The 26,222-nt window shown below is 66.0% G+C and carries 17 protein-coding genes; 10 read left to right on the top strand and 7 right to left on the bottom strand.

The window, feature by feature from the left end; genetic code table 11:
• Positions 1–10: 10 nt before the first annotated feature.
• The 4 genes from DOL89_RS17545 to DOL89_RS17530 all read right to left on the bottom strand — a co-directional run bounded on the left by DOL89_RS17545 (position 11) and on the right by DOL89_RS17530 (position 5,174).
• A complete protein-coding gene (locus DOL89_RS17545; protein WP_119680673.1) occupies positions 11–199 on the bottom strand; it encodes a hypothetical protein in 189 nt (62 codons plus the stop codon).
• Positions 200–1,339 carry a PepSY-associated TM helix domain-containing protein gene (locus tag DOL89_RS17540; protein ID WP_119681342.1) on the bottom strand — a complete coding sequence of 380 codons (1,140 nt, stop codon included), beginning with the start codon at positions 1,337–1,339 and terminating at the stop codon, positions 200–202.
• Between the two features lie 23 nt (positions 1,340–1,362).
• Positions 1,363–3,534 (bottom strand): TonB-dependent receptor, encoded by a 2,172-nt coding sequence (locus tag DOL89_RS17535; RefSeq protein WP_119680672.1) that lies wholly within the window; start codon positions 3,532–3,534, stop codon positions 1,363–1,365.
• 257 nt (positions 3,535–3,791) lie between these two features.
• Positions 3,792–5,174: a M20/M25/M40 family metallo-hydrolase gene (locus tag DOL89_RS17530; protein ID WP_119680671.1), complete on the bottom strand. Its 1,383-nt coding sequence runs from the start codon at positions 5,172–5,174 to the stop codon at positions 3,792–3,794.
• 350 nt (positions 5,175–5,524) lie between these two features.
• Between DOL89_RS17530 and DOL89_RS17525 the strand changes: the two genes are divergently transcribed.
• Together DOL89_RS17525 and DOL89_RS17520 are read left to right on the top strand one after the other, a co-directional pair.
• On the top strand, positions 5,525–13,843 hold the full coding sequence (locus DOL89_RS17525) for a VCBS domain-containing protein (RefSeq protein ID WP_162937629.1): 8,319 nt from the start codon (positions 5,525–5,527) through the stop codon (positions 13,841–13,843).
• Between the two features lie 117 nt (positions 13,844–13,960).
• Positions 13,961–15,595: a TolC family protein gene (locus DOL89_RS17520; RefSeq protein ID WP_162937628.1), complete on the top strand. Its 1,635-nt coding sequence runs from the start codon at positions 13,961–13,963 to the stop codon at positions 15,593–15,595.
• A gap of 142 nt (positions 15,596–15,737) precedes the next feature.
• Here DOL89_RS17520 and DOL89_RS17515 read toward each other — a convergent pair whose 3' ends face one another.
• Complete coding sequence (locus DOL89_RS17515) at positions 15,738–15,938, bottom strand: helix-turn-helix domain-containing protein (protein WP_225890025.1); 201 nt, start codon at positions 15,936–15,938, stop codon at positions 15,738–15,740.
• 507 nt (positions 15,939–16,445) lie between these two features.
• On the opposite strand from DOL89_RS17515, the gene DOL89_RS17510 reads away from it, so the two are divergent.
• From DOL89_RS17510 to DOL89_RS25960, 3 genes are read left to right on the top strand one after another with little or no spacing between them, the layout of a single operon-like run.
• Positions 16,446–17,084 carry a chemotaxis protein CheC gene (locus DOL89_RS17510; RefSeq protein ID WP_318658547.1) on the top strand — a complete coding sequence of 213 codons (639 nt, stop codon included), beginning with the start codon at positions 16,446–16,448 and terminating at the stop codon, positions 17,082–17,084.
• Positions 17,081–18,139, top strand: a complete 1,059-nt coding sequence (locus DOL89_RS17505; protein ID WP_119680667.1) for a sensor histidine kinase — start codon at positions 17,081–17,083, stop codon at positions 18,137–18,139. Before DOL89_RS17510 ends, DOL89_RS17505 begins: the two co-directional genes overlap by 4 nt.
• Positions 18,048–18,806, top strand: coding sequence for a response regulator (locus DOL89_RS25960; RefSeq protein ID WP_119680666.1), 759 nt, complete (start codon positions 18,048–18,050; stop codon positions 18,804–18,806). The genes DOL89_RS17505 and DOL89_RS25960 overlap by 92 nt, the downstream gene beginning before the upstream one ends.
• A 75-nt stretch (positions 18,807–18,881) precedes the next feature.
• Here the strand turns inward: DOL89_RS25960 and DOL89_RS17495 are convergent, their stop codons facing one another.
• Positions 18,882–19,724, bottom strand: a complete 843-nt coding sequence (locus tag DOL89_RS17495; protein ID WP_162937626.1) for an AraC family transcriptional regulator — start codon at positions 19,722–19,724, stop codon at positions 18,882–18,884.
• Between the two features lie 158 nt (positions 19,725–19,882).
• Here DOL89_RS17495 and DOL89_RS17490 point away from each other — a divergent pair, with 158 nt between their 5' ends.
• Entirely contained in the window at positions 19,883–20,425 is a 543-nt protein-coding gene (locus DOL89_RS17490; RefSeq protein WP_119680664.1) for a carboxymuconolactone decarboxylase family protein, read from the top strand.
• Positions 20,426–20,480: 55 nt separating this feature from the next.
• Here DOL89_RS17490 and DOL89_RS17485 read toward each other — a convergent pair whose 3' ends face one another.
• Positions 20,481–21,440, bottom strand: coding sequence for a GlxA family transcriptional regulator (locus DOL89_RS17485; protein WP_119680663.1), 960 nt, complete (start codon positions 21,438–21,440; stop codon positions 20,481–20,483).
• A 107-nt stretch (positions 21,441–21,547) separates the two neighbouring features.
• Here DOL89_RS17485 and DOL89_RS17480 point away from each other — a divergent pair, with 107 nt between their 5' ends.
• The 4 genes from DOL89_RS17480 (at position 21,548) to DOL89_RS17465 (ending at position 26,153) form a co-directional block, all read left to right on the top strand.
• A complete protein-coding gene (locus DOL89_RS17480) occupies positions 21,548–22,366 on the top strand; it encodes an SDR family NAD(P)-dependent oxidoreductase (RefSeq protein ID WP_119680662.1) in 819 nt (272 codons plus the stop codon).
• Positions 22,367–22,666: 300 nt separating this feature from the next.
• Positions 22,667–23,680 (top strand): zinc-binding alcohol dehydrogenase family protein, encoded by a 1,014-nt coding sequence (locus DOL89_RS17475; RefSeq protein WP_119680661.1) that lies wholly within the window; start codon positions 22,667–22,669, stop codon positions 23,678–23,680.
• Between the two features lie 28 nt (positions 23,681–23,708).
• Positions 23,709–24,836 carry an L-dopachrome tautomerase-related protein gene (locus DOL89_RS17470; protein WP_119680660.1) on the top strand — a complete coding sequence of 376 codons (1,128 nt, stop codon included), beginning with the start codon at positions 23,709–23,711 and terminating at the stop codon, positions 24,834–24,836.
• 333 nt (positions 24,837–25,169) lie between these two features.
• On the top strand, positions 25,170–26,153 hold the full coding sequence (locus tag DOL89_RS17465) for a zinc-dependent alcohol dehydrogenase family protein (RefSeq protein WP_119680659.1): 984 nt from the start codon (positions 25,170–25,172) through the stop codon (positions 26,151–26,153).
• The last annotated feature ends 69 nt before the right edge of the window (positions 26,154–26,222 follow it).

The following is a 26,222-nucleotide window of genomic DNA, read 5'->3' as shown; positions in this document are numbered from 1 at the left end:
ACTGTGCTGCCTATTCCCTCGAACGGGGGCGGCTCCAGACAGCCCAGGCGGTTGCCAGCACCGGGGCGCACAGCCCCAGCCAAGCGGCGACGTCCCAGCCGCCATCACCGAACAGCGCCACGATGAGACCGACCATGCTCAGCACGGCGATGACCGTCGGCACGCCATATATGCGAGCGGGCGAGTATCCGGCCGGCATTCACGCCCCCTCCGGCCGGGGTGCCGCGGCGCCGTTCCGCCCCATGGATTGCGGCAGACGAGCGGAGACCGGTCGACGGAGCCAGAGATAAACCCCGCTGCCCAGCACGATGATGGTCGCGGTGTTCAGCAGCGCCCATAGGATCTTCAGCGGCAGGCCGCCATAATCGCCGAAATGCAGCGGCTGCGACAGGGACAGTGCCTTGGCATACCACGGCATCTCCCGCATGCCGTCATAGGCGCCGGTGGCCGCATCCACCAGCACGGGCGTTATGATATGCTTGGTGACCGGCGTGTCACCCTGCAGGAACACGGCGAAATGCCGGTCCGTGGAAAAGCCGCTACCCGGAAAGGCGACGAACTGCACCCAGTTTCCGGGGGCCTGCTGCCGGGCCAACTCCACGGCCGCATGCACTGAGCCGCCCACCGCCGCGCCGGCCTCATGGTCGGCGGCCAGCTCGCGCGCCAGATCCGTGCGCCACAGCCCAATGATCGGCGTCGCCAGGGTGTTGACCACGCCCGTCAGCCCCACCACCAGCACCCAGGCGACCGTGACGATGCCCAGCAGATTATGCCAGTCCAGCCACTTCACCCGCCGCGACTGGCGGAGCCGGAGGGTGCCGAAACCGAGCTTGCGCATGAATGGGGCGTAGAGCACCACGCCGGAGACGACGGACACCGTGAACAGGAGCCCCATGAACCCCAGGAACAGCATTCCCGGCAGTCCCAGGAACATGTCCGTGTGGAGTTGCAGCAGAAAATCCATGAAGCCGCCGCCCGCCGCCGGCGGCACCAGATCGCCGCTGGTCCGGTCGAAGGAAGCAAAATGCATCTCGCTTTCCGGCGAGCTCGGCAGCGGAGCCGTGGTTACGTTCACCACCGGTCGGTCCTCGTCGAAGCTCATGAACACCGGCACCTCGCCGGGCCGGTTGGCGATGGCCCGGTCCAGCACCTGGTCCAGGTCCAGCAGGGCACCGTCGGGGTTGGCCGGGACCCACTCCTCCCCTTCCAGCGCATGCTCGATCTCATGATGGAAGATCAGCGGCATGCCCGTGAGGCAGAGCATCAGCATGAAGACCGTACAGGCCAAACTGGTCCATTTGTGGACGAACGACCAGGTGCGGATGGCCTTGGATGTCATCATGTCCGGTGCTCCTCGCGTGATCAGAACTCGGTGGAGGCGGAAAGGACGAAGGTGCGCGGACCGCCCAGGACCAGATAGTTTGCGCCGGGGAACCCGCCGGCGGAGGCCCAATAATCCTTATCCATGACATTCTCGACCCTGCCCCGCAGGGAAACCGGCCGTCCCATGATCTCCGTCTCGTAGCCGACGCCCAGATCCCAGCGGGTCCAGGACGGGATTTCCGTGGCGTTGGCCGCGTCCGTATATTGGGAGGCGGTATAGGTCAGGCGCGTATCCAATGTAAGGCCTGGAACCGCTGGCACATCCCAGGCCACATTGAGGTTGGCCTGCAAGTCCGGCACGCCGACCGCGGTGTTGCCCTCGAACAGCCCGTCCGCCGTGCGCCGCAGCTCGGCCTCCACCCAGGTAAGGCCGCCGAGCACCCGCAGCCCGTCCACCGGCTCACCGAACAGGCTCAATTCCGCCCCGCGGTTCCGCTGCCGGCCGGCATCGGTGAAGACATTATCGATGACGAAAGCGCTGGGCAGGGTGGTGGAGAACAGGCTGAGAGTGCCGCCGAAATCGCCGCCGTCATACTTGGCTCCGACCTCGTACTGCTTGGCCCGGAAGGGCGCCAGGACTTCCCCGGCGTTCAGCACGGGAACGCCGCCGCTGGTGGCCGGAGCGATCTGCCCGGGCTGGAGGCTTTCGGCATAGTTGCCGTAAAGCGAGACCTCCTCCATCGGCTTGTAGACCAGGGCGACGGACGGGGTCGTGGCATCGTCTTTGTAGCGGGAAAGCTCCGCGCCCGTGTTGTAGTCGTAGGACTTTGTCTCGATCTCTTGATAGCGGACGCCCAGGGTCAGCAGGACCGCCCCGTCCAGGAACGACAGCATGTCGGCGACCGCGATGCCGGAATTGTCCGTCCTCTCCGTCACGCGCGGATCGGACAGGCTTCCGCCGACGAAGAAGTCCGCGGCCGGGGGCTCGACAGTCACAGTGTCGTACAGGCTGCCCGCGAAACCGGCGAAGTTCGAGAATGCGTAGGCGTTTCGGGATTTGAGGGAGACGGTCGAGCCCGACAGCACAAGCCGGTGTTCCACGGGGCCGGTCGCGAACTCGCCGCGCACGCCCGCATCGGCCGAGAACACCTCGTCCTCGCGCACATTGTCGAAGCGGTAGGTGGTGGTGGTTCCATCCGCCACGGCCGTGGGATTGGCCAGGACGTTGTCCTCCTTGCCGTCCCGGCCGCCGGCCGCAGCCCAGACGGTGATGCTGTCCGTGACATCATACTCGCCGCGCACCGCGCCGAAGAGCTGCTCCTCGTCCGTGTAGGTCCAGGGCTGGGCGAAGTTGGAACCTGCATCCGGAGCACGGGGAATCCCGCCTGCCGGAGTCACGCTGGGGCGCGGCGCATCTATGTGGTGGTCCTGGTAGCCGATGTCGGCGGAGAAGCGGAACCGTTCCCCCTGATAATCGCTGCCCAGCGACAGCACCGTCAATTCCCGGTCCTGGTCCTCGATCGAGGTTTCGCCGTCCCGCCGGACGGCGTTCAGGCGCACGCCCACCCCTTCACCGGAGCCGAAGCGCCGTGCGAAGTCCACTGCGCCATAGCCCTGGCCGTCATTCTCGAAGCCCAGGGTGACGCGGTTCAGGGGCTCGTTCGGGGCCCGTTTGGGGACCAGATTGATCGCCCCGCCGACGCCACTGCCGCCGGGCGCCGCACCGTTCAGGAATGAATTCGCGCCGCGAAACACCTCCACCCGCTCCAGCAGTTCCGCCGCCACATACTGGCGGGGCAGGATGCCGTAGACGCCGTTATAGGTCATGTCGTCGGAATAGACCGGGAAGCCGCGGATGACATACAGCTCCTGGAAGTTCCCGAAGCCGCGGGCGACACGCACCACCGGATCGTTCTGCAGCACGTCGGCCACGCTACGGGCCTGCTGCTCCCGGATGAGGTCGGCGGTATAGGCCGTGGTCGCGAAAGGAGTGTCCATCATGTCCAGGTTGCCCAGCAGGCCGGCCCTGCCGCCCCTGGCGACCTGACCGCCGGCATAGGTACCGGTCAGCCCGACCTGGGAACCGCTGCCGATGACGACGATCTCCTCGATCTCCTCCGCGGGTGCGGCGGCACCCTCCTGTGCTGCGGCGTTCAGGGGCAGACCGCAGGCAACTGCAAACAGCGCACATACCCAGGAAGACGTCCTCATGGCTCCACATCCGCACCCTCGACGGGCGCCCCTTGATATTAAGAACGCATCTCATTTGCATAGAATTGACGTACCCGCAAGCCATTACGGCTGTGCGGACGCCGCACCGGAAAGCAAGCCCCCCCTGCAAAGTCTGCGCGAAAGTAAGGAGCGTCGCTGAGCCTCAACCCGCTCCGGGCATACGGAAGGGCAGGCCGGCGCCACAGATCCCTCTGAAGATGGGAGATCGGCGCGCGCCGGCCTGCCGGAGCCGCACCCTATTCCGCCAGAGCCGCGAGAATGCGGGCCCAGGAGCGGGTGCCCTTGTGGAAGCTCTTCAGATCGTACTTCTCATTCGGTGAATGGATGCGGTCGTCATCGAGACCGAAACCGGCGAAGAGCGTATCCAGACCGAGGATGCGCTTGAAATCCCCGCCGACCGGGATCGAACCTCCGGAGCCGATGACGATCGGGTCCTTATCCCACTCGTCCCGGAGAGCCGACCTTGCTGCCACCAGGGCCGGGAAGTCATGCGGCAGAGCGAGGGCGCGGGAACCCTTGTGCTTGATGAACTCAACCGAGCAATCGGCGGGAATGCGCTCGCGCACGAAGGCCTGGAAGTTGGCCGAAATCTTCTCCGGGTCCTGATCGCCCACGAGGCGGAAGGAGATTTTGCACCGGGCCTCCGCAGCGATTACCGTCTTGGTGCCCTCGCCCGTGTAGCCGCCGATAATGCCGTTCACGTCGCAGGTCGGCCGGGACTGTACCTGCTCGATGAGCATGCGATCTGTCTCCCCCGCGGAATGCTTCAGCCCGATGGGGCCGAGGAATTCCGCCTCGCCGAGGCCGAGACCCCTCCACTGCTCCAGTACCTCCGGCGGGGTTTCCGGCACGCCGTCATAGAAGCCCTTGATGGTGATGCGGCCGCTCTCGTCGTGGATGGCTGCGATGATCTTGGAGAGCACGTGGATCGGGTTGCGCGCAGCGCCACCGAACTGGCCTGAGTGCAGGTCCCGGTCGGCACAGCGCACGATCACCTCCTCATAGACCATGCCGCGCAGGGAGGAGGTGATCTGCGGCGTGTCCTGATTCCACATGTTCGTGTCGCAGACCAGGGCGACATCGGCCTTCAGCTCATCCTTGTTGGCCTCGATGAATTCGGGCAGGAACTTGGACCCATCCTCCTCCGCGCCCTCCACAAGGAAGGTGATGTTGATCGGCAGTGAGCCCGTCACCGCCTTCCAGGCGCGGCAGGCCTCGACAAAGGTCAGCACCTGGCCCTTGTCGTCCGCAGCGCCGCGGGCGCTGATGGCCTTGCGACCGTCGGGAAGCGTGATGATGCTTGGCTCGAAGGGCGCCCTGTCCCAGAGATCCAGCGGGTCCACTGGCTGCACGTCGTAATGGCCATAGAACAGGGCACGAAGCTTTCCCTCGCCCTTGGCATGGGCAACGACCGCCGGATGTCCGCCTGTTTCCCGCAAGGAGGCGTCGATGCCGATGTTCTTCAGCTCCTCCGCAAGCCACTGGCCCGCCGCACGGCAATGGTCCTTATAGGCGGGATCGGTGGAGATGGACGGCACTTCCAGCCACCGGAACAGCCGGTTCAGCGAGACTTCAAGGTCCGCATCAATCTTAGCGAGTACTTGGTCCAGATGGGACATGTCGGCCCTTTCACCTTGTGCAAACAGGTAGCAGCTCCGCCCACGCTTAGCGCAGCGGCCGAACAGGGTCCATGCCCAAACATTCCATGGCGATCCTCCGCCGAAATGACGCGCTCGGAACCCTAGTCACGCGTCATGCCGGATCAAGCAGCCCTGGATGCATAGTCCGGACCAAATCGGGTCCGGCCTGACTGTAGCAGTTCGGAGACGAAACCTGTCGATTTAGCTAAAATCCACACGAAAGCCCTAGCCAAGAAGATATGGGTGGGGATAATGCAGGTTACCTTGGTATAGGCCTGCGTTTTTCGATACCGCCAAGGCGTGCCTCCTGCGTCCATGGACGAGATAAAATGACTCGCCGTTCCGATACCGCCGCTTCCCATTCCACTTCCAAGCGGCGGCAGCGAACCGCGGCCTCAGCCATGGCGCTGGAGCCCCGCATCATGTTCGATGCGGCCCTGGTTGCGACTGCACTGGAAGTGTCGACCGATTCGGGAGCGGCCCGCCTGCCTGCTGGAGAGCCGGCGTTGCAGCCGGAACAGGACGCCCAGGCTACGCATGAGGCGGAGAACACCCCCATGCTGGCGGGAACAAAGGTTGGAGGCGTCCTCTGGCCGGATGACCGAAGCGGGACAGGGCGGACGGAGACTGCCCTCATAGATGCCGGCTTGGGCAACTGGCAGGCCCTGCGCGACACTGTCCGCCCAGGCGTCGAGGAGCTGATCGCCAAATACCTTGCAGGAGTCAGCGGCCACCTCAAATTGTTTGAGAACTTCCCAGGCAATCAGTCCGAGCCCTCAGCCGACTGGATCGCGCGAGCTGAGATGGTGTGCCAGCAGATCGCAGATGGGACGTTCAACTTAGTGATTCAGTTCGTCGACGCTGACTCAATGGGCGGGACTTTCGCCGCCTTCGCTGCGGACGGCCCTGGTGGCACACCGACGATCTTCATCAATTCGGACTGGTGGCAGGCACAAGCCGACGCGCAGGTGCTGACCTTGACCCTGATTGAGGAGTATGGCCATGCGATTGACCACTTCCTAAACCCTCAAGCCGACACGATGGGGGATGAGGGGGAAGCGTTTGCGAACGCCGTGATCGGGCGCAGCGTCAACTTCGTGGAGAGCGCCCGGATCGCTGTCGAGGATGATCGGTCCGTCATCCAACTGGACGGGGTCGCCTACAACGTTGAAACGGCGAAGATGACCTTCGTCAACGCCTATCAAGTCTACACCGGTCCGGATACGGGCGGGACCGCGTTCCTGGCGGAGAAGGAGCAGAATCGCCACTACTTCTACAGCACCTCGCTGGGAAGCGTGACGATCACGGACATGCAACCCAGCACTAACTTCTCCGGCAACGACGTCCTGGCGCGGGTCACAATCAACAGCGTTGAGCATTTCGGCTGGATCAGCCGCCCCATCAAGGTCAACGGCGTTGTCCGTGGCTTCTACTTCTGGTCGGACGCCGATTTCACCGACATGGACAAGGCCGCCGCCGACGGCAATCGCGACGGCGACCGGAATCCGAACGACAACCGGGCCTACATCCTTGTCGTGGACCAGGCCCATTTCAACGGACTGGGCAGCGCGGGCACGGCCAACGGCCAGACCTTCAAGTTCATCGGCAGCTCCTCCGACCGGGTGGACAGCGCGATGAACGCCTTGATCCTGCCGAACCGCGCGCCCGTTGCCGGGAACGACGTGCGCACGGTGCTGGAGGACAGCACGGGCAACACCGGCAATGTGCTGATCAACGACAGCGACCCGGACGGCGACAGCCTTGCCGTCACCGGCTTCAGCTTCGGCGGCACCACCGGCACCGTTGGCCAACCCGTGACGATCACGGGCGTCGGCCAGTTCACGATGGCCGCAGATGGAAGCTACAGCTTCACGCCGGCCGCGAACTATGCCGGCCCAGTGCCCACCGTCACCTACACGATCGGGGATACGCGCGGCGGCACGGCCACCGCCACGCTGTCGATCAGCATCACTGCCGTGAATGACGCCCCCAGCGGCGCCGACAAGACGATCACGCTGGACGAGGATACCAGCTACCGGTTCAGCGCCCGCGACTTCGGCTCCACGGACGCGAACGATATGCCGGGCAACAGCTTCCACTCCGTCCGCATCACCACGCTTCCCACCGCGGGCACGCTGACGCTGAACGGTGTCGCGGTCGCGCAGGGGGATCAGATCGCCGCGGCCCAGTTGGGCCTGCTGCGCTTCACCCCGGCGGCCAATCAGTTCGGAACCGGTTACGCCAGCTTCACCTTCCAGGTGCGGGACGATGGCGGGACGGCCAACGGTGGTGTCGACCTCGACCCTGTCGCGAAGACGATCACCTTCAACGTCGTCAATGTTCCGGACCGCCCGGTCCTGACGCCCGACACCGGCATCGCGGATGAGGCCGGCGGCACGAACAACACCACGCTTGGCACCAACGCCACCGGTAATGTGCTGACCAACGACAGCGATCCGGACGGCGGCACGCCGACCGTGACCGCAGTGACGGGCGCGGGCTCCAGCACCCAGAATGGCGGCGTGTTCACGGTGGTCGGCCGCTACGGCACGCTGACGCTGAACAGCAGCGGCGCCTACACCTATGTCATCGACAACAACAATGCCGCCGTGCAGGCGCTACGCGCGCAGATCGACACCCTGACCGAGGTGTTCACCTATTCCGCCGCCAACGCAGCACTTGCCGCCAGCAGCACGCTCAGCATCACCATCCGCGGCGCCAACGACGGGCCGGTCGCCGACAACGACTACAATGTCGCCAAGGAAACCACGACCGGGACCGGAGCTGTCACCGGCTTCGATGCCACCGGCAACGTGCTGGGCAACGACACGGATGTGGATGCTGGGGACACGAAGACCCTGCAATTCGGTGCGACAGCAACGGGCTCATCGGCGGGGGCCACCACCGTCACCTTTACGCACCCGACCGGCGGGAACCTCAACTTCATCAGCGCAGGCCACTTGGTATTCTTCGACTCGAACGGAGCGAGGGGCGCCCAGGTCTTCTACAACGGGCAACCGGTCACCGTCGGCTCGAACACTGGAGGGGTGCTGACCGTCAGCCATTCCCTGGCCTTCGTCGGGATCGAGCCCAACACGCACTTCGGCTTCTCCAACCAGGTGAGTGGCGGCAATTACGGTGTTGCAGCGTTCCAGTCGGTGAGCGCGCCGGCGTCAACCACCATCAACATAACCGCACCAGCCGGCACGATTTCCGCTGGGATGACCGTCTCGGGCCTCAATGCGGATGGTGTCCAGTTCTCCACCACGGTCAACAACGTTCAGCTGACGAACGGCGTGGTGACGCAGATCACACTTGCAGCTGCGCAGAAGCTTAACGGTTCCAGCCTCACCTTTTCAGGCAGCCAGACCTCGGTAACGCTGAATGGTGCTCACGGCACGCTGCTTCTGAATGCCAACGGCAGCTACGTCTACACGCCGGCGACCGACAACCCGAACCTGTCGTTTGGGCAGTCCGCGGTTGAGTCGTTCCAGTACACGATGCGGGATGCGGCGGGCGCCACCTCCACGGCGACGTTGTTCGTGACGGTGCTGGGATCCGGGGCGAAGGATCCAACGGCGCTCGCCGACACCGACCACATCACCGAGAATACTGCATCTGTCGTCGGCGGCTTGCTGGATAACGACACGACGCCGGGTGGAACCACCAATCTTCATGTTACCCGGGTCACCAATGGCTCCGCCGATCCGGTGGTGGTCGGGACGAACACCCCCGTCGTGGGGCGGTACGGGACCCTGACCGTCAGCAGCGATGGCACCTACACCTACACGCTGGACAACAGCAACCCGGCGGTCGATGCGCTGCGCACCGAGACCGACACCCTGACCGAGGCCTTTACCTATTTCGTCACCAACTCGGACAACGGCACGGCCGCGTCGAGCCTGACCATCACCATCCGCGGTGCGAACGACGCGCCGGTGGCAACGGCCGACACGGCCTTCGCGGTGGAGGCGGGGGGCACCGGCAACGCGACAGCCGGCATCAACCCGGTCGGCAACATCCTTGCCAACGACCGCGATGTCGATGCCGATGATGTCCTTCGGGTTTCCCTGATCGGCGCCACGGCGGTCACCGGCGGCACGACCTCCGCCAACGGCACGCTCGTCAATGGGACCTACGGCAGCCTGCGCATCGGGGCGAATGGCAGCTACGTCTACACCGTGGACAATTCCAACCCTGTGATCCAGGCGCTGGGCGCCGGGCAGACGCAGACGGACACCTTCCAGTACACCGTCACCGATCTGGCGGGCGCGACCGCGACGGCCACGCTGACGGTGACGATCCAGGGTGCCAATGACGCGCCCGTGAACACCGTCACGACGGGTGGGTTCACGGTGGCGGAGGGCGGCAGCACCACCATCACCGGCATCACCGTCGCCGATGTGGACGATGACTCCCTCACCGTCGTGCTGACGGCGGAGGCCGGGACGCTGAACTTCGGGAACCTGAACGGGGCGGCGGCGGCGAATGCCGGCACGGGCACGGTGACCCTGACCGGCACAAAGGACCAGATCAACGCGGCGCTGGCGACCCTGACCTATGCGGGGGCGCAGGACTTCAGCGGCCGCGACGTGGTGCGCATCACCACCCGCGATGCCGCCGGGCTGCAGGACAGCTCGGCCGTCGACATCGTCGTGGCCCCCGACAACCGCGCCCTGACCGTGACCGGCACGCGCGTCAACGAGGCCTCGCCCCACATCCTGTTCCAGGTGCAGGGGGCGGAGGGCCAGCAGGTGCGGCTGGCGCTTGAGAGCACCGGGGAGGGGGCAGGCCGCGCCACCCTTGGCTTGGACGTGTCCGCCAACCTGGAATATTTCAACGGCACGAACTGGGTCGCCTATACCGGCACCGCGGTGGCCATCCCGGGCGGCGGTACGTTGCTGGTCCGCGCGGCTGTGCTGGGCGACGATCTGGCGGAGGGGGAGGAGACGATCCGCCTGACCGCGCTGAACAAGGCGGGCGGGGCATACAGCGCCACGGGCAGCATCGTCGATGACGGCACCGGTACCATCTACCTGTCCGGCAACCAGAGCTTCACCGCCAACAACCCAAATAACGGTGGGCACCCCGCCTATCTGGATGATGACCGCACCCTCACGGTCAACAACATCGCGGTGAATGAGGCATCGCCCTATGGCGTCTTCACCGTCACCGGCAATGCCGGGCAGGTTGTCCGGCTGGCGCTGGTGGCCGGCACGGCCACGGCTGGGGCGGATTTCGGCCCCGGCCTTGAGTACCACAACGGCACGAGCTGGGTCGCCTATACGCCGAACACCGACCTCACCATGGCCGGCACCACCCTGCTGGTCCGCACCGCCATCATCAACGACACCGTTTTCGAGGGGCAGGAGGCCTTTGCGCTCGAAGTGAAGCGGATGAGCGCCAACCGCGCCGTCTATGGCACGGCCAGCATCTATGATGACGGCACGGGCGACATCTATCTGGCGGACAACAGCACCGGCACGGCCACTGCCACCAACCACCCCGGCTATCCCGCGCTGGACGACGACCGCACCCTGACCGTCAGCAGCCCGATGGTCAACGAGGCCTCGCCCTACGCCATCTTCACCCTGACCGGAAACTCCGGCCAGACCGCACGGCTGCAGCTGATCAACGACAGCCTGAACGGCACGGTCGCCGGCCGGGCGAATATCGATGCGGGCCAGACGCTCCAGGTCTGGAACGGGCTGGACTGGGCCAATTATGATGAGCAGGCGGCCCTGCCCACGTTCGGCGCCGACGGCAAGATCCTGGTCCGCGTGAACATCCAGGCGGAACAGGACACGATCCTGGAGGGGGCGGAGACCTTCATCCTGCGGGCGACGCTGACCGGCCGCACCACCAGTGTCGACGGCACGGGCACGATCCAGGATGACGGCACCGGCGCCATCTTCACGGCGGGCAACACAACCGGCATTCCGAACGCGCCGGGCGATACGAGCTACCCCGCCTATCTGGACGATGACCGCAGCGTCTCGGTGAACAGCATCACCGTGAACGAGGCCTCGCCCTACGCCGTGTTCACCGTGACCGGCAATATCGGCCAGGTGATCCGGCTGGCGCTCGCGAACGGCACCGCCATCATCGAAAACGGCAACGGCACCATCGCCACCGACGGGACGGAGGATTTCGGGCCCGGGCTGGAGGTCCGTATCGGCGGCGCCTGGGTAGCCTATACGCCCGGCACCGACCTCACCCTGGCCGGGGCCACGCTGCTGGTCCGCACGCCCATCATCAACGACACCGCCAATGAAGGGGCGGAGACGTTCAGCCTCACCGTCACCCGCGCGGCCTCGGGCAGCAGCGTTAGCGGCACCGCCACCATCCGGGATGACGGCCAAGGCCCCATCTTCCTGCCCGGCAACACCACCGGGACGCCGAACGCCCCCGAGGATCCGGGCTATCCCCCGCTGGACGACGACCGGCCGGTGACGAATACCCCGCCTGTCCTGACCGTGACGGGGACGACGGCCGCCTTTGAACAGGCGTCGGTGGCCGTGGCACCCGATCTGGTGATCACCGACGACTCCCCGACCCTTGCCACCGCGACGGTCAGCATCATCGGCGGGTTCGTCCCCGGCCAGGACGAACTGGCCTTCACCAACGGCCCCGGCATGGGCAACATCGCCGTCAAGGACTACAATGCCGGTCTCCTGACGCTGGAATCAATTGGCGCCACGGCAACAGTTGCGGAGTGGCAGGCCGCGCTGCGGGCCGTGACCTACCGCAACACCTCCGACACGCCGACCACGGCCGATCGCACGGTCAGCTTCACCGTGAATGACGGCACCTTCACCAGCGCGGCAGCCCACCGCACCGTTACGGTTGCGGCTGTGAACGATGCACCGACCATCACCGCGCCCGCGGGTCTGACGGTGACGGAGGATGTGGCCAGTGCGCTGACGGGCATTAGCTTCGCCGATGTGGATGCGGGCGCTGGGCCTGTTACGGTGACGCTGTCCGTCCCGGCGGGCACCCTGGCTGCCGACTCCGGCAGCGGCGTCACCGTGGGCGGCACCGCCACGGCCCTGACGCTGACCGGCACCACCGCCAGCATCAACGCCTTCATCACCGCCAGCCGGCTCACCTACACCACGCCTCAGGACGACACGACCAACCGCACCCTGACCGTCAGCATCAATGATGGTGGCAACATCGGTGGCGGTGGGGCCAAGGAGGCCACCACCACGGTGACGCTGATGGTCACGCCGGTGAACGACGCGCCAATTCCAACCGGTGTCACTGTTCCCCTCATTCAAGGCCAAATCGGGCAGGAGATGAGTTTCACTCTTCCGGGCGGGCTGTTCACAGATATAGATGCGGGAGACACGCTGACGCTAGCGGTGCAGAACCTGCCCAACGGGCTGAGCTTTAATCCGACTACGGGCACCATCTCCGGCCGGCCGCTCGGGTCGGCATCGGGTCCGCAGACAATCACGATCATCGCAACCGATGGCGCAGGCGCCTCGGCCAGCAAGGATGTGACGATGGTGATTGCGCCGCCACCGCCGCCCCCTGTTGAGCCAGGCCCGTCAGTGCCCCCGGCGGAGCCGGTACCGGCACCGCCGGCTGAACCCGCTCCAGCACCGGTCCCGGTGGAGCCAGCACCGGCACCGCCGGCTGAACCCATTCCAGCACCGGTCCCGGTGGAGCCAGTACCGGTACCGCCGGCTGAACCCGTTCCAGCACCGGTCCCGGTGGAGCCACCCGCGCCACAGCCAGTTCTGCCAGCGCTGCCGACCCTGGTGTCTATGCTACCCGCACCACCTCAGGCCCCGCCGGTCATGCCGCCCGCACTACCCACGGCACCGCCCGCATCTCCATCGGCTCCCATTGCCGTGGCGGCTCCGGTGCCCCCGCCGCCGCCGGATTTGGGGGCCAGCGTCGTCGTACCCATCACGAACGGCTCAAGCGTTGTCGCCGTCGTATCGTCCGCGTCCGCCAGCCGGAGTACAGGGGCGGAGGTGTCCACACTAATGCTGGCCCAGAATCCACCGGATACCGCCGTCGCCGCACGCAGCAGCGACAACGAGGCCCCGCGGACTACCCAATTGGCATTGCCGCCGGGCACTTTCGTCAGCACCGACAGCACGGCCCAGGTCAGCGTCACCGCAGGGATGGCGGACGGTTCACCGCTACCGGACTGGATTGTTTTCGACCCGGTGACCGGCACCTTCGCGGTGACGCCGCCGCCCGGCACGGAAGCTACCCTTCTGATCAAGGTGGTGGCACGGGACAACAAGGGCAATTCGGCCGAGGCCCGGTTCAACATCCAGGTCCGCCGTGAAACCACCGCCGCCGGCCGGGAAGCCGCACCCGGGCAGGGCAGCGCCCCGCAAGAGCCCGCCCCTGCGCAGGCGCCTGGACCAGAAAACGACGAGGCACAACCGGCTCCGGCAGACGGAACGGACGGACCCGCCCGGGATAGCCGCGCCGGATCCGAAGCCCTTCCACTCGAGGGCAAGCCGCCGGTCAGTGCGGCCATCCGGGCGGCCAGCAGTGAGGGCTGGCTGGCCGACGGGCTGGCCTTCCTCGACGGCCTGGGTCTCTGGGCGGGCGCTACCCCGGCCGAGGCCGAGGAGCAGGCGGAGCCGACCGGACCTGTCGTGGACCAGCAGGCCGCCTGAGGCCCGGGGCGGGGGAGACAGCCATCCCCCGCCCATTCCGCCTTCCTTAACCAGAACAAACCAATCCTCCGATTGAGCGGCCAGAGCCCGCCGGAGCCAGAAAGGGTGCCAGTGATCATGATCCACGCGCAGAGCCCGCGTTCTTTCAACTTCGCCCGGCGGGCGCGCCTGCTCGGCACCTCCGCCCTGCTCCTCGCCGCCCTTTCGGCCTGCGCGATCCGCCCTGAGCCGATGAGTTTGGAGGAGCAGATCGGGCAGGCTGTGTCGGACCGTGCGGCGATGTTCGCGGCACAGGAAGCGGTGAGCGGCCCTGTGACCCTGGAGCAGGCGCTGGCGCGCGCCTTCAAGTACAACCTCCAGCACCGCCAGACCGTGATGGAGCGCGCGCTGGAGGACAGCCTGCTGGACGTCTCCAAGCAGGACCTGCTGCCCAAGCTCACCACCCGTGCCGGCCTGCGCACCCGCTCCAACACCCAGGCCTCCGTTTCCGAATCGGTCGCCACCGGCAATGTCTCGCTCGAGCCCTCGACCAGCCAGGAGCGCACCTCCGGCACCGCCGACGTGCAGCTCTCCTGGAACATCCTGGATTTCGGCCTGAGCTACTACGGCGCCAAAAGCCAGGCCAACCGCATCCTCGCCGCCGAGGAACGCCGCCGCCGCGTGGTGCTGGCCCTCTCCGAGCAGGTGCGCGCCGCTTGGTGGGAGGCCGTCACCGCCGACCGGCTGCGGCCGCAAGTGGACGCCATCCTCACGCAAGCCCGCGAGGTGCTGGCCTATGCCGAGCAGACCGAGCGCCAGCGCCTGCTGCCGCCGCTCGATGCGCTGCGCTTCCAGAAGGCCATGCTGGAGATCGTGCAGCAGCTCGAGGCTGTGGACGCCGAGCTGGCCGTGGCCAAGTCGCAGCTGGCCAGCCTGATGAACCTGCCTCCCGGCAGCGAGTACCGGCTGGCCGTGCCGGCCGAGACCCAGCTGGCCGTGCCGGCCATGCCGCTACGGCTGGACGCGCTGGAGCGGGTGGCCATGGTGAAGCGGCCGGAGATCCGGGAAGAGGCCTATCTGGCCCGCAACGCGGCGGCCGAGGCGCGCAGCGCTTTGCTGCGGCTGCTGCCGGGGGCGAACCTGTATGCCGGGCTGAACTACGACACCAACTCCTATCTGGTGAACCAGGACTGGGCCGATGCCGGGGTGCAGGTGACCTGGAACCTGTTCACGCTGTTGAACTGGAGCAAGGTGAAGCAGGCGAACGCCGCGCGCATGGAGGTGGCGGAGGCCCGCCGGCTGGCGCTGCGCATGGCGGTGCTGACCCAGGTAAACCTGGCCTGGCACCGCTATGGCCGGGCCACGACGCTGTTCACCCGGGCGGCGGCGTTGCAGGATGTGGAGCAGCGCATCCTGTCCAACACGGAAAGTGCCGCGCTGTCGGAGGCGCAGACCCGGCTGGAGCGGGTGCGGGCGGCGGCGAGCGCGCTGCTGGCGACACGCGCGCGCGACCGGGCCTATGCGGAGGTGCAGAACGCGCTAGGGTCGGTCTATGCCTCGGCCGGGCTGGACCCGCTGCCCGAGGTGGTGGAGGGAGCGGACGTGGACGCGCTGGCCGCGGCCATCGCGCAGATCAGCCGCGATCTGGAGCAGGGCAAGGTCGTGGTCCCGGACTTCGCCCCGCTCGCTCCGGCCCAGGATGGACAGCTTATGTCGGAAGCCACGAACATCTCTGGTCTTGATACCATCCTCAAGGTCGCAGCCGCGAAATAGCGGGCTATGCACCAGGAAAGTGCGGAGGCGTTACGGCAGTGCCCCTGCACATCCCGCAACCAGAGCGCCGCCAGAAAGCACCGTGAACGGGGTTCCAACGGCGTTCTCCGGTAACTGCTCGAAGGAAAAACGACCAGCCGGGTCAGACCTCGAGAAGCAGCGCAGCGCCCTGCTCCCGCCGCCAGGATTGCGGGCTCATTCCCACCCGCGTCCGGAACAGACGGGTCAGGTGGGACTGGTCCGCCAGCCCGCAATCCAGAGCGATCCGGGCCAGCGGCTCATCGGTCGTGAGCATCAGGTGCTTGGCACGCTCGATCCGCTGCCAGACGAACATGCAGATCATCTCAGCCGTTGTTCCTGTTCGATCCGGCCCAGGCATTCACGTTCCTGTCTATAGCACGTCCTCAGGAAGATCGCAGCCCAATGGCCGGCAACGTTCACGGTTGCGCAGCCTGCCATGCCGCCGGGCGTCGTGAAGCTAAACCTAGGTATAGATCGCCAGACCAGTGCCTGTACCTGTCAGTCGGTGCCAGCCGCAGTCCGGTACGCCAGAACCGCCGAGGTTGAAGCCGGAACCGGGAACCGATACACTCATGGGGTGTTTCTTCAGCCGCGACAACTCCCTGCACAGTGGCAAACCCTGTGCCGCCGACACCTCCTCGGCGATGAAAGCCACACATCGCGGGCACGGCCGCTTCATTTTTTTTCACTGTCCATCGACGACTTGGTTCCCTATCCACACGCATTAGAGCAGACTGATGCTGGTCCAAAGGCGGGCTGCGGGATACAGCCTTGATGATGTGGCCTTGAAATGACGGCCGCGACGTGACGACCAGGAAAGTGATCGATTGTGGAGTTGACGGACCTTGAGCGCGATGCCCTGACCGAGCTGGTCAACATGGGCGTGGGGCGGGCAGCCACCAGCCTGAGCCGTCTGCTGGATGACCAGGTTCTGCTATCGGTGCCGAAGGTCGAGATTCTGCCCATTCTCGCGGCGGCGGACCTTCTGTCCATGCGCGAGGCGGCGGAACTGGTCGCCATCGGCCAGCGCTTCACCGGTCCCTTTTCCGGCCATGCCCTGCTGATCTTCCCGGAATCCCGCAGCTTCGACCTGGTCCGCGCCCTGATGGAAGTGGAGGCTGCGCCCAGCATCGCGGACATCGCCGACATCGAACAGGAGGCGCTGACCGAGATCGGCAACATCATTCTGAACGGTTGCTTGGCGGTCATCGCCAATACGCTCCGACAAGGGCTGAAGATCGCGCTGCCGACGGTTCTGCGGGGGGACGGACGGCGCATACTCCTGGCCGAGCGGGAGCCCGGCGCCGATGAGATGGTCCTGTTCCTGTACATCGATTTTGCGGTCCGGTCCCGTAACCTAAACGGTTATATTGCCCTTCTCATGGATATTCCCTCTCTCACCGAGCTTCGGACACTGATCCGTGAGTTCATCGCAAATCTTCCCGGCCAGGACGGGTCATCAAAATGATGCCTCTCACTACGACCAATATCGGCTTCGCCCTCCTCGATGAGATCGAATGCGGCATCGTTGTTCTCGACCGGGATCTGCGGGTCCGGCACTGGAACAGCTGGATGGAGAGGGTCTCGGGCCTGCCCGCGGAAGATCTCTCCGGACGGCCCCTGTGGGAGGAACTTCCCGCCCTCCGGAACTCCCTGTTCCAGACGGCCGTGGAGGATGCGATCGCCTACGGCGTGCCCGGCGTTCTGTCGCACACCCTGCATCCCATGCTGTTCCCCCTGCGCTGCCAGGATGGACGTCCGATGTCGCACGACGTGAACGTCCGCCGGATGGACCTGGATGGCGGAACGGGCGTGCTGATCCAGGTATGGGATGTCACCGAACGGTGCCATGCCCGCAATGCCCTGATCCGCATGGTGGACCAGCAGAAGCTTCAGCTTCAGGAGCTGAACCACCGGGTGACCAACAACTTCCAGATCATGTGCAATCTGCTGGAACGGCAGCAGCGTAAAAGCTCCGATCCGGACCTTCAGAATGATCTTGCCGCCATGATGGCGCGGGTGCGGTCCATGGCTCTGGTCCATCGCCAGCTTTATCAGAGCGGGGCCGCGATCCAGGACATGGCATCCTACCTGGAAGGCCTGTGCCGCGAACTGCGCTCCGCCTTTTTTGCGAGGAATGAGCTTCGTACCTTGGTTCTGGACGCAGATGCTGGCGCGGAAGTTCCCACGGACATCTCGGTCGTGCTTGGGATGATCGTGGCCGAACTCGTCCTGAACGCCTACAAATACGCCTACGCGCCCGATCAGGCCGGCAGCATCAAAATCAGATTCCGGCGTCATGCGGATGGGTGCGAGCTGGTGGTGTCCGATCAGGGGCGCGGCCTCCCGGACAATATCGACCCGGCGGCCTCGCGCAGCTTCGGCATGTCCATGATCCGCTCCCAGGTCGCACGGCTCCGCGGCACGCTGCATGTCGGGCGGGCGGCTCCAGGCACGACGTTCACCGCCCGTTTTCCTTTCGGAGCCAGTGCTCCGGAAACATTCCGGTCAGTGGTGTCGTAGGCCTGTCGGCGCCTTTGGGAACCAAGCTCCCCGATGCGCAGGCAGGCCCGTCGAATTGCGCTGGTTCCGCATGGATGCAGGCGCCAGCGACGACAAAGTTGAGCGCTTGTTGATCAATGGCCCCGGGTGCGCCTACCGGCGTAACCAGGGCAACCGGTCCGGTTCGCTGTTCCGTGCGGTGCGGATGAGCGAGGGGGAAAAGGTCCACAGTCCCGGGCCGGCAGGGCTGTCAGCCGATATGGCTGCTGGCCGGACCTGGAAAGAGAATGGAGGAAGGCGCTTAAAGATGGGGGATCGGAGGGCGCCTAGAATCCTCGTCGTCGACGATGAGGTGATCATCGCACTGACGGTGGCGCAGTTCCTGGAGGATGAGGGGTTCGTCGCCATCATGGCCCATGACGGGCAGCAGGCGCTGGACCTGGCACGCCGGGAGCGGCCGGATGCTGTCATCACGGACTACATGATGCCCAGGATCAACGGCCAGGAGCTTGCCCGTACACTGCGGCAGGACCAGGATCTGGCAGGGGTGCCGATTGTCCTGACCAGCGCCATGCCTCCGAAGCAATTGGATGGCGAGTTCACCGATGTTTTCACCAAGCCCTATCAGCTCTCGGAACTGGTTCAGGCTATCCGCAGGCTGGTGACCGAGGATGGCGGGAAAAGTTGACGCCCTCCGGCCTTGCGCCCGAACAGTCCGGCTCCGCCGATTGGCGGCATCCGTCCCCCTCCAGAACGGCGTGGCCTAGCCGGAGATGGCTTCGGTCACCGTAGCCGGCTTCCGACGCGACAATGCCCGCGACAGCGCGGCATGGCTGTCATAGCCGACCTCGCGGGCGGCCTGTTTAAGGGTCCGGCCGGCGGAAAGAGCGGCGCGCGCCAGTTGCAGGCGCCAGCCCTGCAGATAGGTGCCGGGCGTCTGCCCCACCACGGTTCTGAAGGTCTCTGCGAAGGCGGACCGGGACATGCCGGCCACCTCCGCCATCCGCTCAAGGGTCCAGGGGGCAGCAGGGTCCTCATGCATCCGGGTCAGCACGCGCGCCAGCGCCGGATGGCCGAGTCCCGCCAGCAGGCCGGGCTCCTGCCCTGCACGGGCCATTGCGTGGCGCAGCAGATAGACCAGCGCCACCTCCGCCAGCCGGTCCAGGATGACCTGCCTGCCGCAGCCGCTTCCGCCCGCCTCCCCGAACAGAAGGGAAAGCGCGCCGCCCAGTTGGTCGCCGGGCTCCAGTGGCAGATGCAGCAGGTCCGGCAGGCCGCGCTCAAGCGGATTGCCCGGCCCGCCCAGCCAGATTTCGGCGCAGACGAGATCGACCGTCCCATCCCCGGCGACGATCCGGTGCGCGGCCGGCCGCGGAAAAAGGACGGCGGCCGGCCCCTCCAGCGGGATTTGCCGGGAATGAGGCCCCTCCACCATCACGCGACCCGCCCGCAGCAGATGAAGATGGCCCGCCGACCCGCTGCCGCTCATCTCACCTATTCCGCAGAACGCACCTGCCTGGAACACGCGGGCGGTGAGATGGACGCGGGCGAACATGGCCGCCAGCCGGTCAAGGGCGGGAGAGGCGGCGTGCTGGTCGGCCGGCATCGCTCCGGTCTCCCCGATCATTGGTTCAAGAGCCGCGAAGCTATCGCGATCTGGACGATCTGCAAACCATCTCGGACACGCTGTCGCAGACCGTAGCGCATATTTCCTTTCAGAACCGGCGGCGAGAGCGCTGCCGGCACATGAAAAGGAGAAAGACCATGGCTCGCATTGCTCCTGTTGACCGCAACAATCCCCCGGCCGCCGTAGCCGAGCAGCTTTCCGCCATCCGCGCCAAACTGGGCAAGGTTCCGAACGCGCTGGCGACCCTGGCCCAGGCTCCGGCGGCGCTGAACGCCTATCTCGCCGTCAACCAGGCGATCGCCGCTGGCACATTGTCGGCCAAGGAGCGTGAGCGCATCGCCCTGGCCGTGGCGGAGGTGAACGGCTGTGAGTACTGCCTGTCGGCCCACAGCTACAGCGGCAAGTTCGCCGGCCTTCCGGAGGATGAAATCCTGGCCGCCCGCCAGGGCCGCTCGGCGGACCCGCGTGCCGCCGCCATCGTCCAGTTGGCCCAGGCCATCGTGGCCGAGCGGGGCCGGGTCGCCACGGCGGAACTGGACAAGGCCCGTGCCGCCGGCCTCAGCGATGGTGAGGTGCTGGAGGTATTGGCGAACGTGGTCGCCAACATCCTCACCAACTACACCAACAATCTGAGCGGCACCGAGATCGACTTCCCCAAGGCGCCCGCCCTGGCGGTCTGAGCGGGTATGGCGGCCGGTCCGGCGCCGGGCTGGCCGCCCCTGCGTGCAGAATTGTTCAGGCCTCGGCCAGATCCTCCGCAACCGCCGCCATGCCGCGCGCAGCGCGGCGGATCACCTGGGGCGGCTGACCGAACGCGCGCAGAAAGGCGCGCCGCATCCTGTTCCGGTCGGCAAAGCCGGTCTGCTGTGCCACGACATCGATGGTGTGGCTGGTATCTTCCATGAGGACCCGCGCCGCCTCCAGCCGGAGATGCTCGATGGCCTTGGCCGGCGTCTGGCCGGTTTCGGTCTGGAAAGCGCGGCTGAACTGGCGGGGCGAGAGGTGCGCGACCTCGGCCAGTTCCTCCACGCTCAGCCGATTGGACAGGTGGCCCTTGGCATAGGTCAGAACGCTCTGAATGCGGTCCGATTTGGGCTCAAGCTCCAGCAGGGAGGAGAATTGCGACTGGCCGCCGGCACGGCGGTGATAGAGCACCAGCTTGCGCGCCACGTTGCGCGCCGCCTCCAGCCCGAGATCCTCCTCGATCAAGGCCAGCGCCAAGTCGATGCCTGCCGTCATTCCGGCCGATGTCCAGACCGGCCCGTCGGCGATGAAGATACGGTCCTCTTCCACCCGGACTTTGGGATAGCGCGCCTGAAGCTCGCGCGCCCGTATCCAATGGGTTGTCGCGCGCCGCCCGTCCAGCAGCCCGGCTTCGGCCAGCACAAAGGCCGCAAGGCAGGTCGCCGCGATCCTGCGGCAATGCCCTGGAGCGCGGCGGATGAACTCGACCGTTTCCGCCGATGCCTCCTGCATGCTGCCGCCCACGACCAGCAGATCGTAGTGGTCGCCCGAGAACGGCTCAGTCGCCACGTCGAAGCCGAGCGAGGTGCGCACCAGACCGCCATGCTCGGACAGCATGCGCACGTCATAGACCGGCTCCCCAGCCTGCAGGTTCGCAACCTCGAACGCGGTGCTGACAGCGAAGCCCATCGGGGAATAGCCGGGATAGAGGATGAAGCCGACTTTGCGCATCGCCTTGCTCCGGATGGCAGAAAACGACGCAACGATGACATTTCCGCCATGCCGGAGCAAGGCTAATCTCTCTTCAACGCCCGCTGGGGGCGTAAAGGAGAACGATCATGAGCACCTATGAACCCAAGGGCACCGCCCTGATTACCGGCGCGTCCACCGGCATCGGCGCCATCTATGCGGACCGGCTGGCCAAGCGCGGCTATGACCTGATCCTTGTCGCACGGAACACCGCGCGGCTGCAGGAGGTCGCGAAGCGCGTCACCGATGCGAGCGGACGGGCGGTCAACGTCATCAGCACCGACCTGAACAGGACCGACGACCTTCTGCATGTGGAGGAGCTGCTGCGCCGGACTGCCAGCGTGACGCTTCTGGTGAACAATGCAGGCTTCGGCTCCGCGGCGCCGCTGCTCCAGTCCGACGTGGACAGGATGGAGGAGATGATCGGGGTGAACGTGACCGCGCTGACGCGGCTGACCTATGCGGCGGCCCCAGGTTTCGTCGCGCGCGGTCAGGGAGCCATCATCAACATCGCTTCCATCGTCGCCATCGGGCCGGAAATCCTGAACGGCGTCTATGGCGCGACCAAAGCCTATGTACTGGCGCTGACCCAATCGCTCCAGCATGAGCTGTCCGACAAGGGCGTGCGGGTGCAGGCGGTGCTGCCGGGAGCGACGGCGACGGAGTTCTGGGATGTCGCCAGCGTTGGCGGCCACGGCAATCTTCCAGCCGACATGGTGATGTCCGCCGAGGACATGGTTGATGCGGCCTTGGCCGGCTTCGATGCCGGCGAGGTGGTGACCATTCCGCCGCTCCAGGACGGCAGCGAATGGACCGCCTACGAGGCGGCCCGCCACACCATGTCGGGGCATTTCCGCCATGCGAAGCCCGGGCCGCGTTACCTGCGCGGGCAAGGCATCGCGGCTTGAGGAGGATGCCCCGGATCGGGATGGGGGGCGGAAACATCCAACAGGAGGCGGTGAGATCCAGGACGATCTCCCGCTCCGCCCCTTAGCCTGCTGGCGCGAAGGGACATGCGACCAGCCCTTTTCCGGGGATTGGATGTTGGGATGCTGGCGTCCGAGGACGGCCCTGTCGCCCTGGTCGGCGATCCAGCGGGTTTCCTGATAGGTCAAATAATGATTATGCGCTTATCAGCTACCAAGGCCAGTGCCATTCTTCCGGCCAGGGCAGAACCACCCAATCATCCGCATAAGGATCAGATCGCCATGAAGGCAGTCGGATATTACCGCAATGGTCCCGTTACCGCCCCAGAGGCGCTCGTGGACATCGAGCTGCCGGTGCCGACGCCAGGCCCGCGCGACCTGCTGGTGCGGGTCGAGGCCGTGTCGGTCAACCCGGTGGACTACAAGGTCCGTCAGAACATGGCCCCGCCGACCGGCAGTGCGCGCGTGCTGGGCTGGGATGCCGCCGGCCTGGTGGAGGCCGTGGGATCGGACGTGACGCTGTTCGCGCCCGGCGACGAGGTCTTCTATGCCGGCGCCCTGGACCGGCCCGGCACCAATGCCGAATTCCACGTGGTGGATGAGAGGATTGTCGGCGTGAAGCCACGCTCCCTCGGCTTCGCCGAAGCCGCGGCTCTGCCGCTCACTGCCATCACCGCTTGGGAGCTGCTGTTCGAGCGGCTGCGGGTGCCTTATGGGGTCAAGACGCAGACCGGGACCCTGCTGGTCATCAACGGCGCCGGCGGGGTGGGTTCCATCCTGATCCAACTGGCGCGCCGCCTGACCGGCCTTACCGTGGTCGCCACCGCGTCCCGCCCGGATACCATCGCTTGGGTGAAGGAGATGGGCGCGCACCATGTGATCGATCACCGCCGGCCGCTGAACGAAGGATTGCAGGAGATCGGGATCGGCCCGGTGGAGTATGTCGCCAGCCTGACCGCCAGCGACAGCCACTTGCCGGCGATTGCCGAGCTGATCGCGCCGCAGGGTCATCTGGCCCTGATCGACGATCCGGAAAGCTTCGACATCGTCAAACTGAAGCGCAAAAGCGTCACCGTCGCCTGGGAGCTGATGTTCACGCGCCCGCTCTATCAGACGGCGGACATGATCGCACAGCATCGGCTGCTGAACGAGGTTTCGGCCCTGGTCGATGCCGGGGTGCTTCGGACCACCATGACCACGCAGGACGGGCCGATCAATGCAGCCAACCTGAAGCGCCTCCACGCTCTTGCCGAGAGCGGCCGCGCCATTGGCAAGAATGTGCTGGCCGGCTTCTGAGGCGTCGAAAACAGCGGAGTTTGAGATCATGCGCAGATTCATGGCAGCGCTCCTGTCCACGGCGCTCGTCGCGCTGCCGGCCATCGCCCAGAATGTAGGCGAGGTGGAGCAGGTCGCGACTTTCACCGGCGCCATGCCCACAGGCGTGACCGTGGCGCCGAACGGGCGCATCTTCGTGAACTTTCCCCGTTGGGGCGACGACGTCCCCTTTACTGTTGCGGAAGTGCGCGGCGGGAAGACGGTGGCTTATCCGGACCCCGCGATAAACCGGGGCGATGCCGCCGATCCGGCGACGACGCTGATCAGCGTGCAGAGCGTGGTGGCCGATGCCCGGAACCGCCTCTGGGTCCTGGACACCGCAGCGCCCGGCTTCAAGCCGCCGGTGGCAGGCGGGGCCAAGCTGGTCGCCGTGGATCTCGCGACCGACAAGGTGGTCCGCACCATCGTGCTGCCGACCGACGTGGTGCTGCCGACAACCTACGTGAATGACGTCCGGTTCGATCTGGGGCAAGGCAAGGAGGGTGTCGCCTATATCACCGACTCGTCCCTCAGCGGTCCCGGCGGCATCATCGTTGTGGACCTGGCGACCGGGACCGCGCTCCGCCGGCTGAGCGGCCATCCCTCCACCTCGCCCGATCCGGATTTCCAGCCGGTGGTCGAGGGGGAAAAGCTGATGGCCCGCCCGCCCAATGGCGCGCCGGCGCCATTCCGGGTCGCCAGCGACGGCATTGCCTTGTCCGCCGATGGCCAGACCCTCTATTACTGCGCGCTGTCCAGCCGGCATCTTTATGCCGTGCCGACGGCCCTGCTGCGCGATGCGTCCGTGTCCGAGGCGGAGCTTGCCGCCGCCGTGACCGATCTTGGCGAGAAGGGGGCATCCGACGGGCTCGAGGCCGATGACAAGGGCCGGGTCTATGCCAGCGATTATGAGAACAACAGCATCCGCCGTCTGGCCGATGGACAGTGGACCACCATCGCGCAGCACCCGCGCATGCTTTGGCCCGACACGCTGTCAATCGGAACGGATGGATATCTCTACTTCACAGCCAACCAGCTCCATCGCCAGCCCGGCTTTCATGAGGGCCGCGATCTCCGTCAGAAGCCCTATGAGCTGCTGCGGGTGAAGATCGATGCCGGGCCTGTGCTGCTGAAATAGGCCGCGACGCTGCGGATTTCCCCGTCAGGTGTCCGCAGTCCCTCTGGACAGTATTGACCGCAATGTTGCCGCTCCCGTCCCATCCGGTCGGGAAACGGCCCCGGCTTGCCGCGGGCGATAGGCATCGTTCGCCCGATCCGATGACATCAACAGCTTGGTTGCCGAAGTTCGGACCGGGAGCCAGCCAGCAATGGCGGAAGTCGTCAATGGGCAACGGCATGCTTATCAAGTCGAGCGGCTTCTAAAAGCAATCAGAATTATGCGTTTTGCTGATTGCGCGATGCCCCGCATCCTTTCCTCGTCTCCCCCTCTGCTTACAAAGGACGGCAGAAAATGCTGGCACTTCTGTTGAAGGCCCATGGCGGGCCCGAGAATTTCGAGCTCACCGAGGTGGCGCGCCCAGACCTGCGTCCCGGAACCGTGCTGGTCCGCATTGCCGCCGCAGCTTTGAACCCGGTCGATGCCCGCATTCGAACCGGCCTGCCGATCGGTCCGGACCTCCCGGCGATCCTGGGCGCCGACATGGCCGGGACGCTCGAGGCGGTCGCGCCGGACGTGACGGGCTTCCAACCCGGCGATGAAGTCTATGGCTGTGTGGGCGGCGTTAAGGGCCAGGGCGGTACGCTGGCAGAGTACATCGTGGCGGATGCGCGGCTGCTAGCCCGCAAACCGACCACCCTGTCGATGCGTGAGGCGGCGGCCCTGCCGCTGGTCTCCATCACGGCATGGGAAGCTATTGAGCGGGCAGCGGTAAAGGCCGCCGACCATGTCCTGGCGCATGGCGGCACCGGCGGCGTCGGGCACATCGCCGTTCAGCTTGCCAAGGCCAAGGGAGCCCGGGTCGCCGTTACCGTTTCCTCCCAGGAGGCCGCCGCCACCGCGCACGATCTGGGTGCCGACGACGCCATCCTTTATCGCGAGGAAACGGTTGCGGACTATGTCAGCCGCCTCACCGCCGGGCAGGGCTTTCCGGTCGTGATCGACACGGTGGGCGGAGCGAACCTGGACAAGTCCTTCCAGGCGGCCGCGCTCAAAGGCCGGATATCCGCCACCGCCGCGCGCAGCACGCACGACCTGACCCCGCTGCACCAGAAGGGTCTGTCGCTGCATGTGGTCTTCATGCTGATCCCCATGCTGCACGATATCGGCCGGGAGCGGCACGGCCAGATACTTCAGGACCTCGCCGTCCTTGCCGACGCGGGCAAGGTCAAGCCGCTGATCGATGCCCGCCGCTTCGACCTGGCGCAGGCTGCCGATGGGTACCGCCATCTGGAGAGCGGGGCGGCGCGCGGCAAGGTGGTTGTCGACATCGCCTGATCCGCTCTTCCGGCTCTTCCGGTTCTCCAGCATCGGGGTTGACCATGCCCGGCACCAGCTTCCAGGCGC

Origin of the sequence: Indioceanicola profundi, assembly GCF_003568845.1 — a bacterium.
Classification (GTDB): Bacteria; Pseudomonadota; Alphaproteobacteria; order Azospirillales; family Azospirillaceae; genus Indioceanicola; species Indioceanicola profundi.
This window is presented reverse-complemented; position numbering and strand designations above follow the sequence as displayed.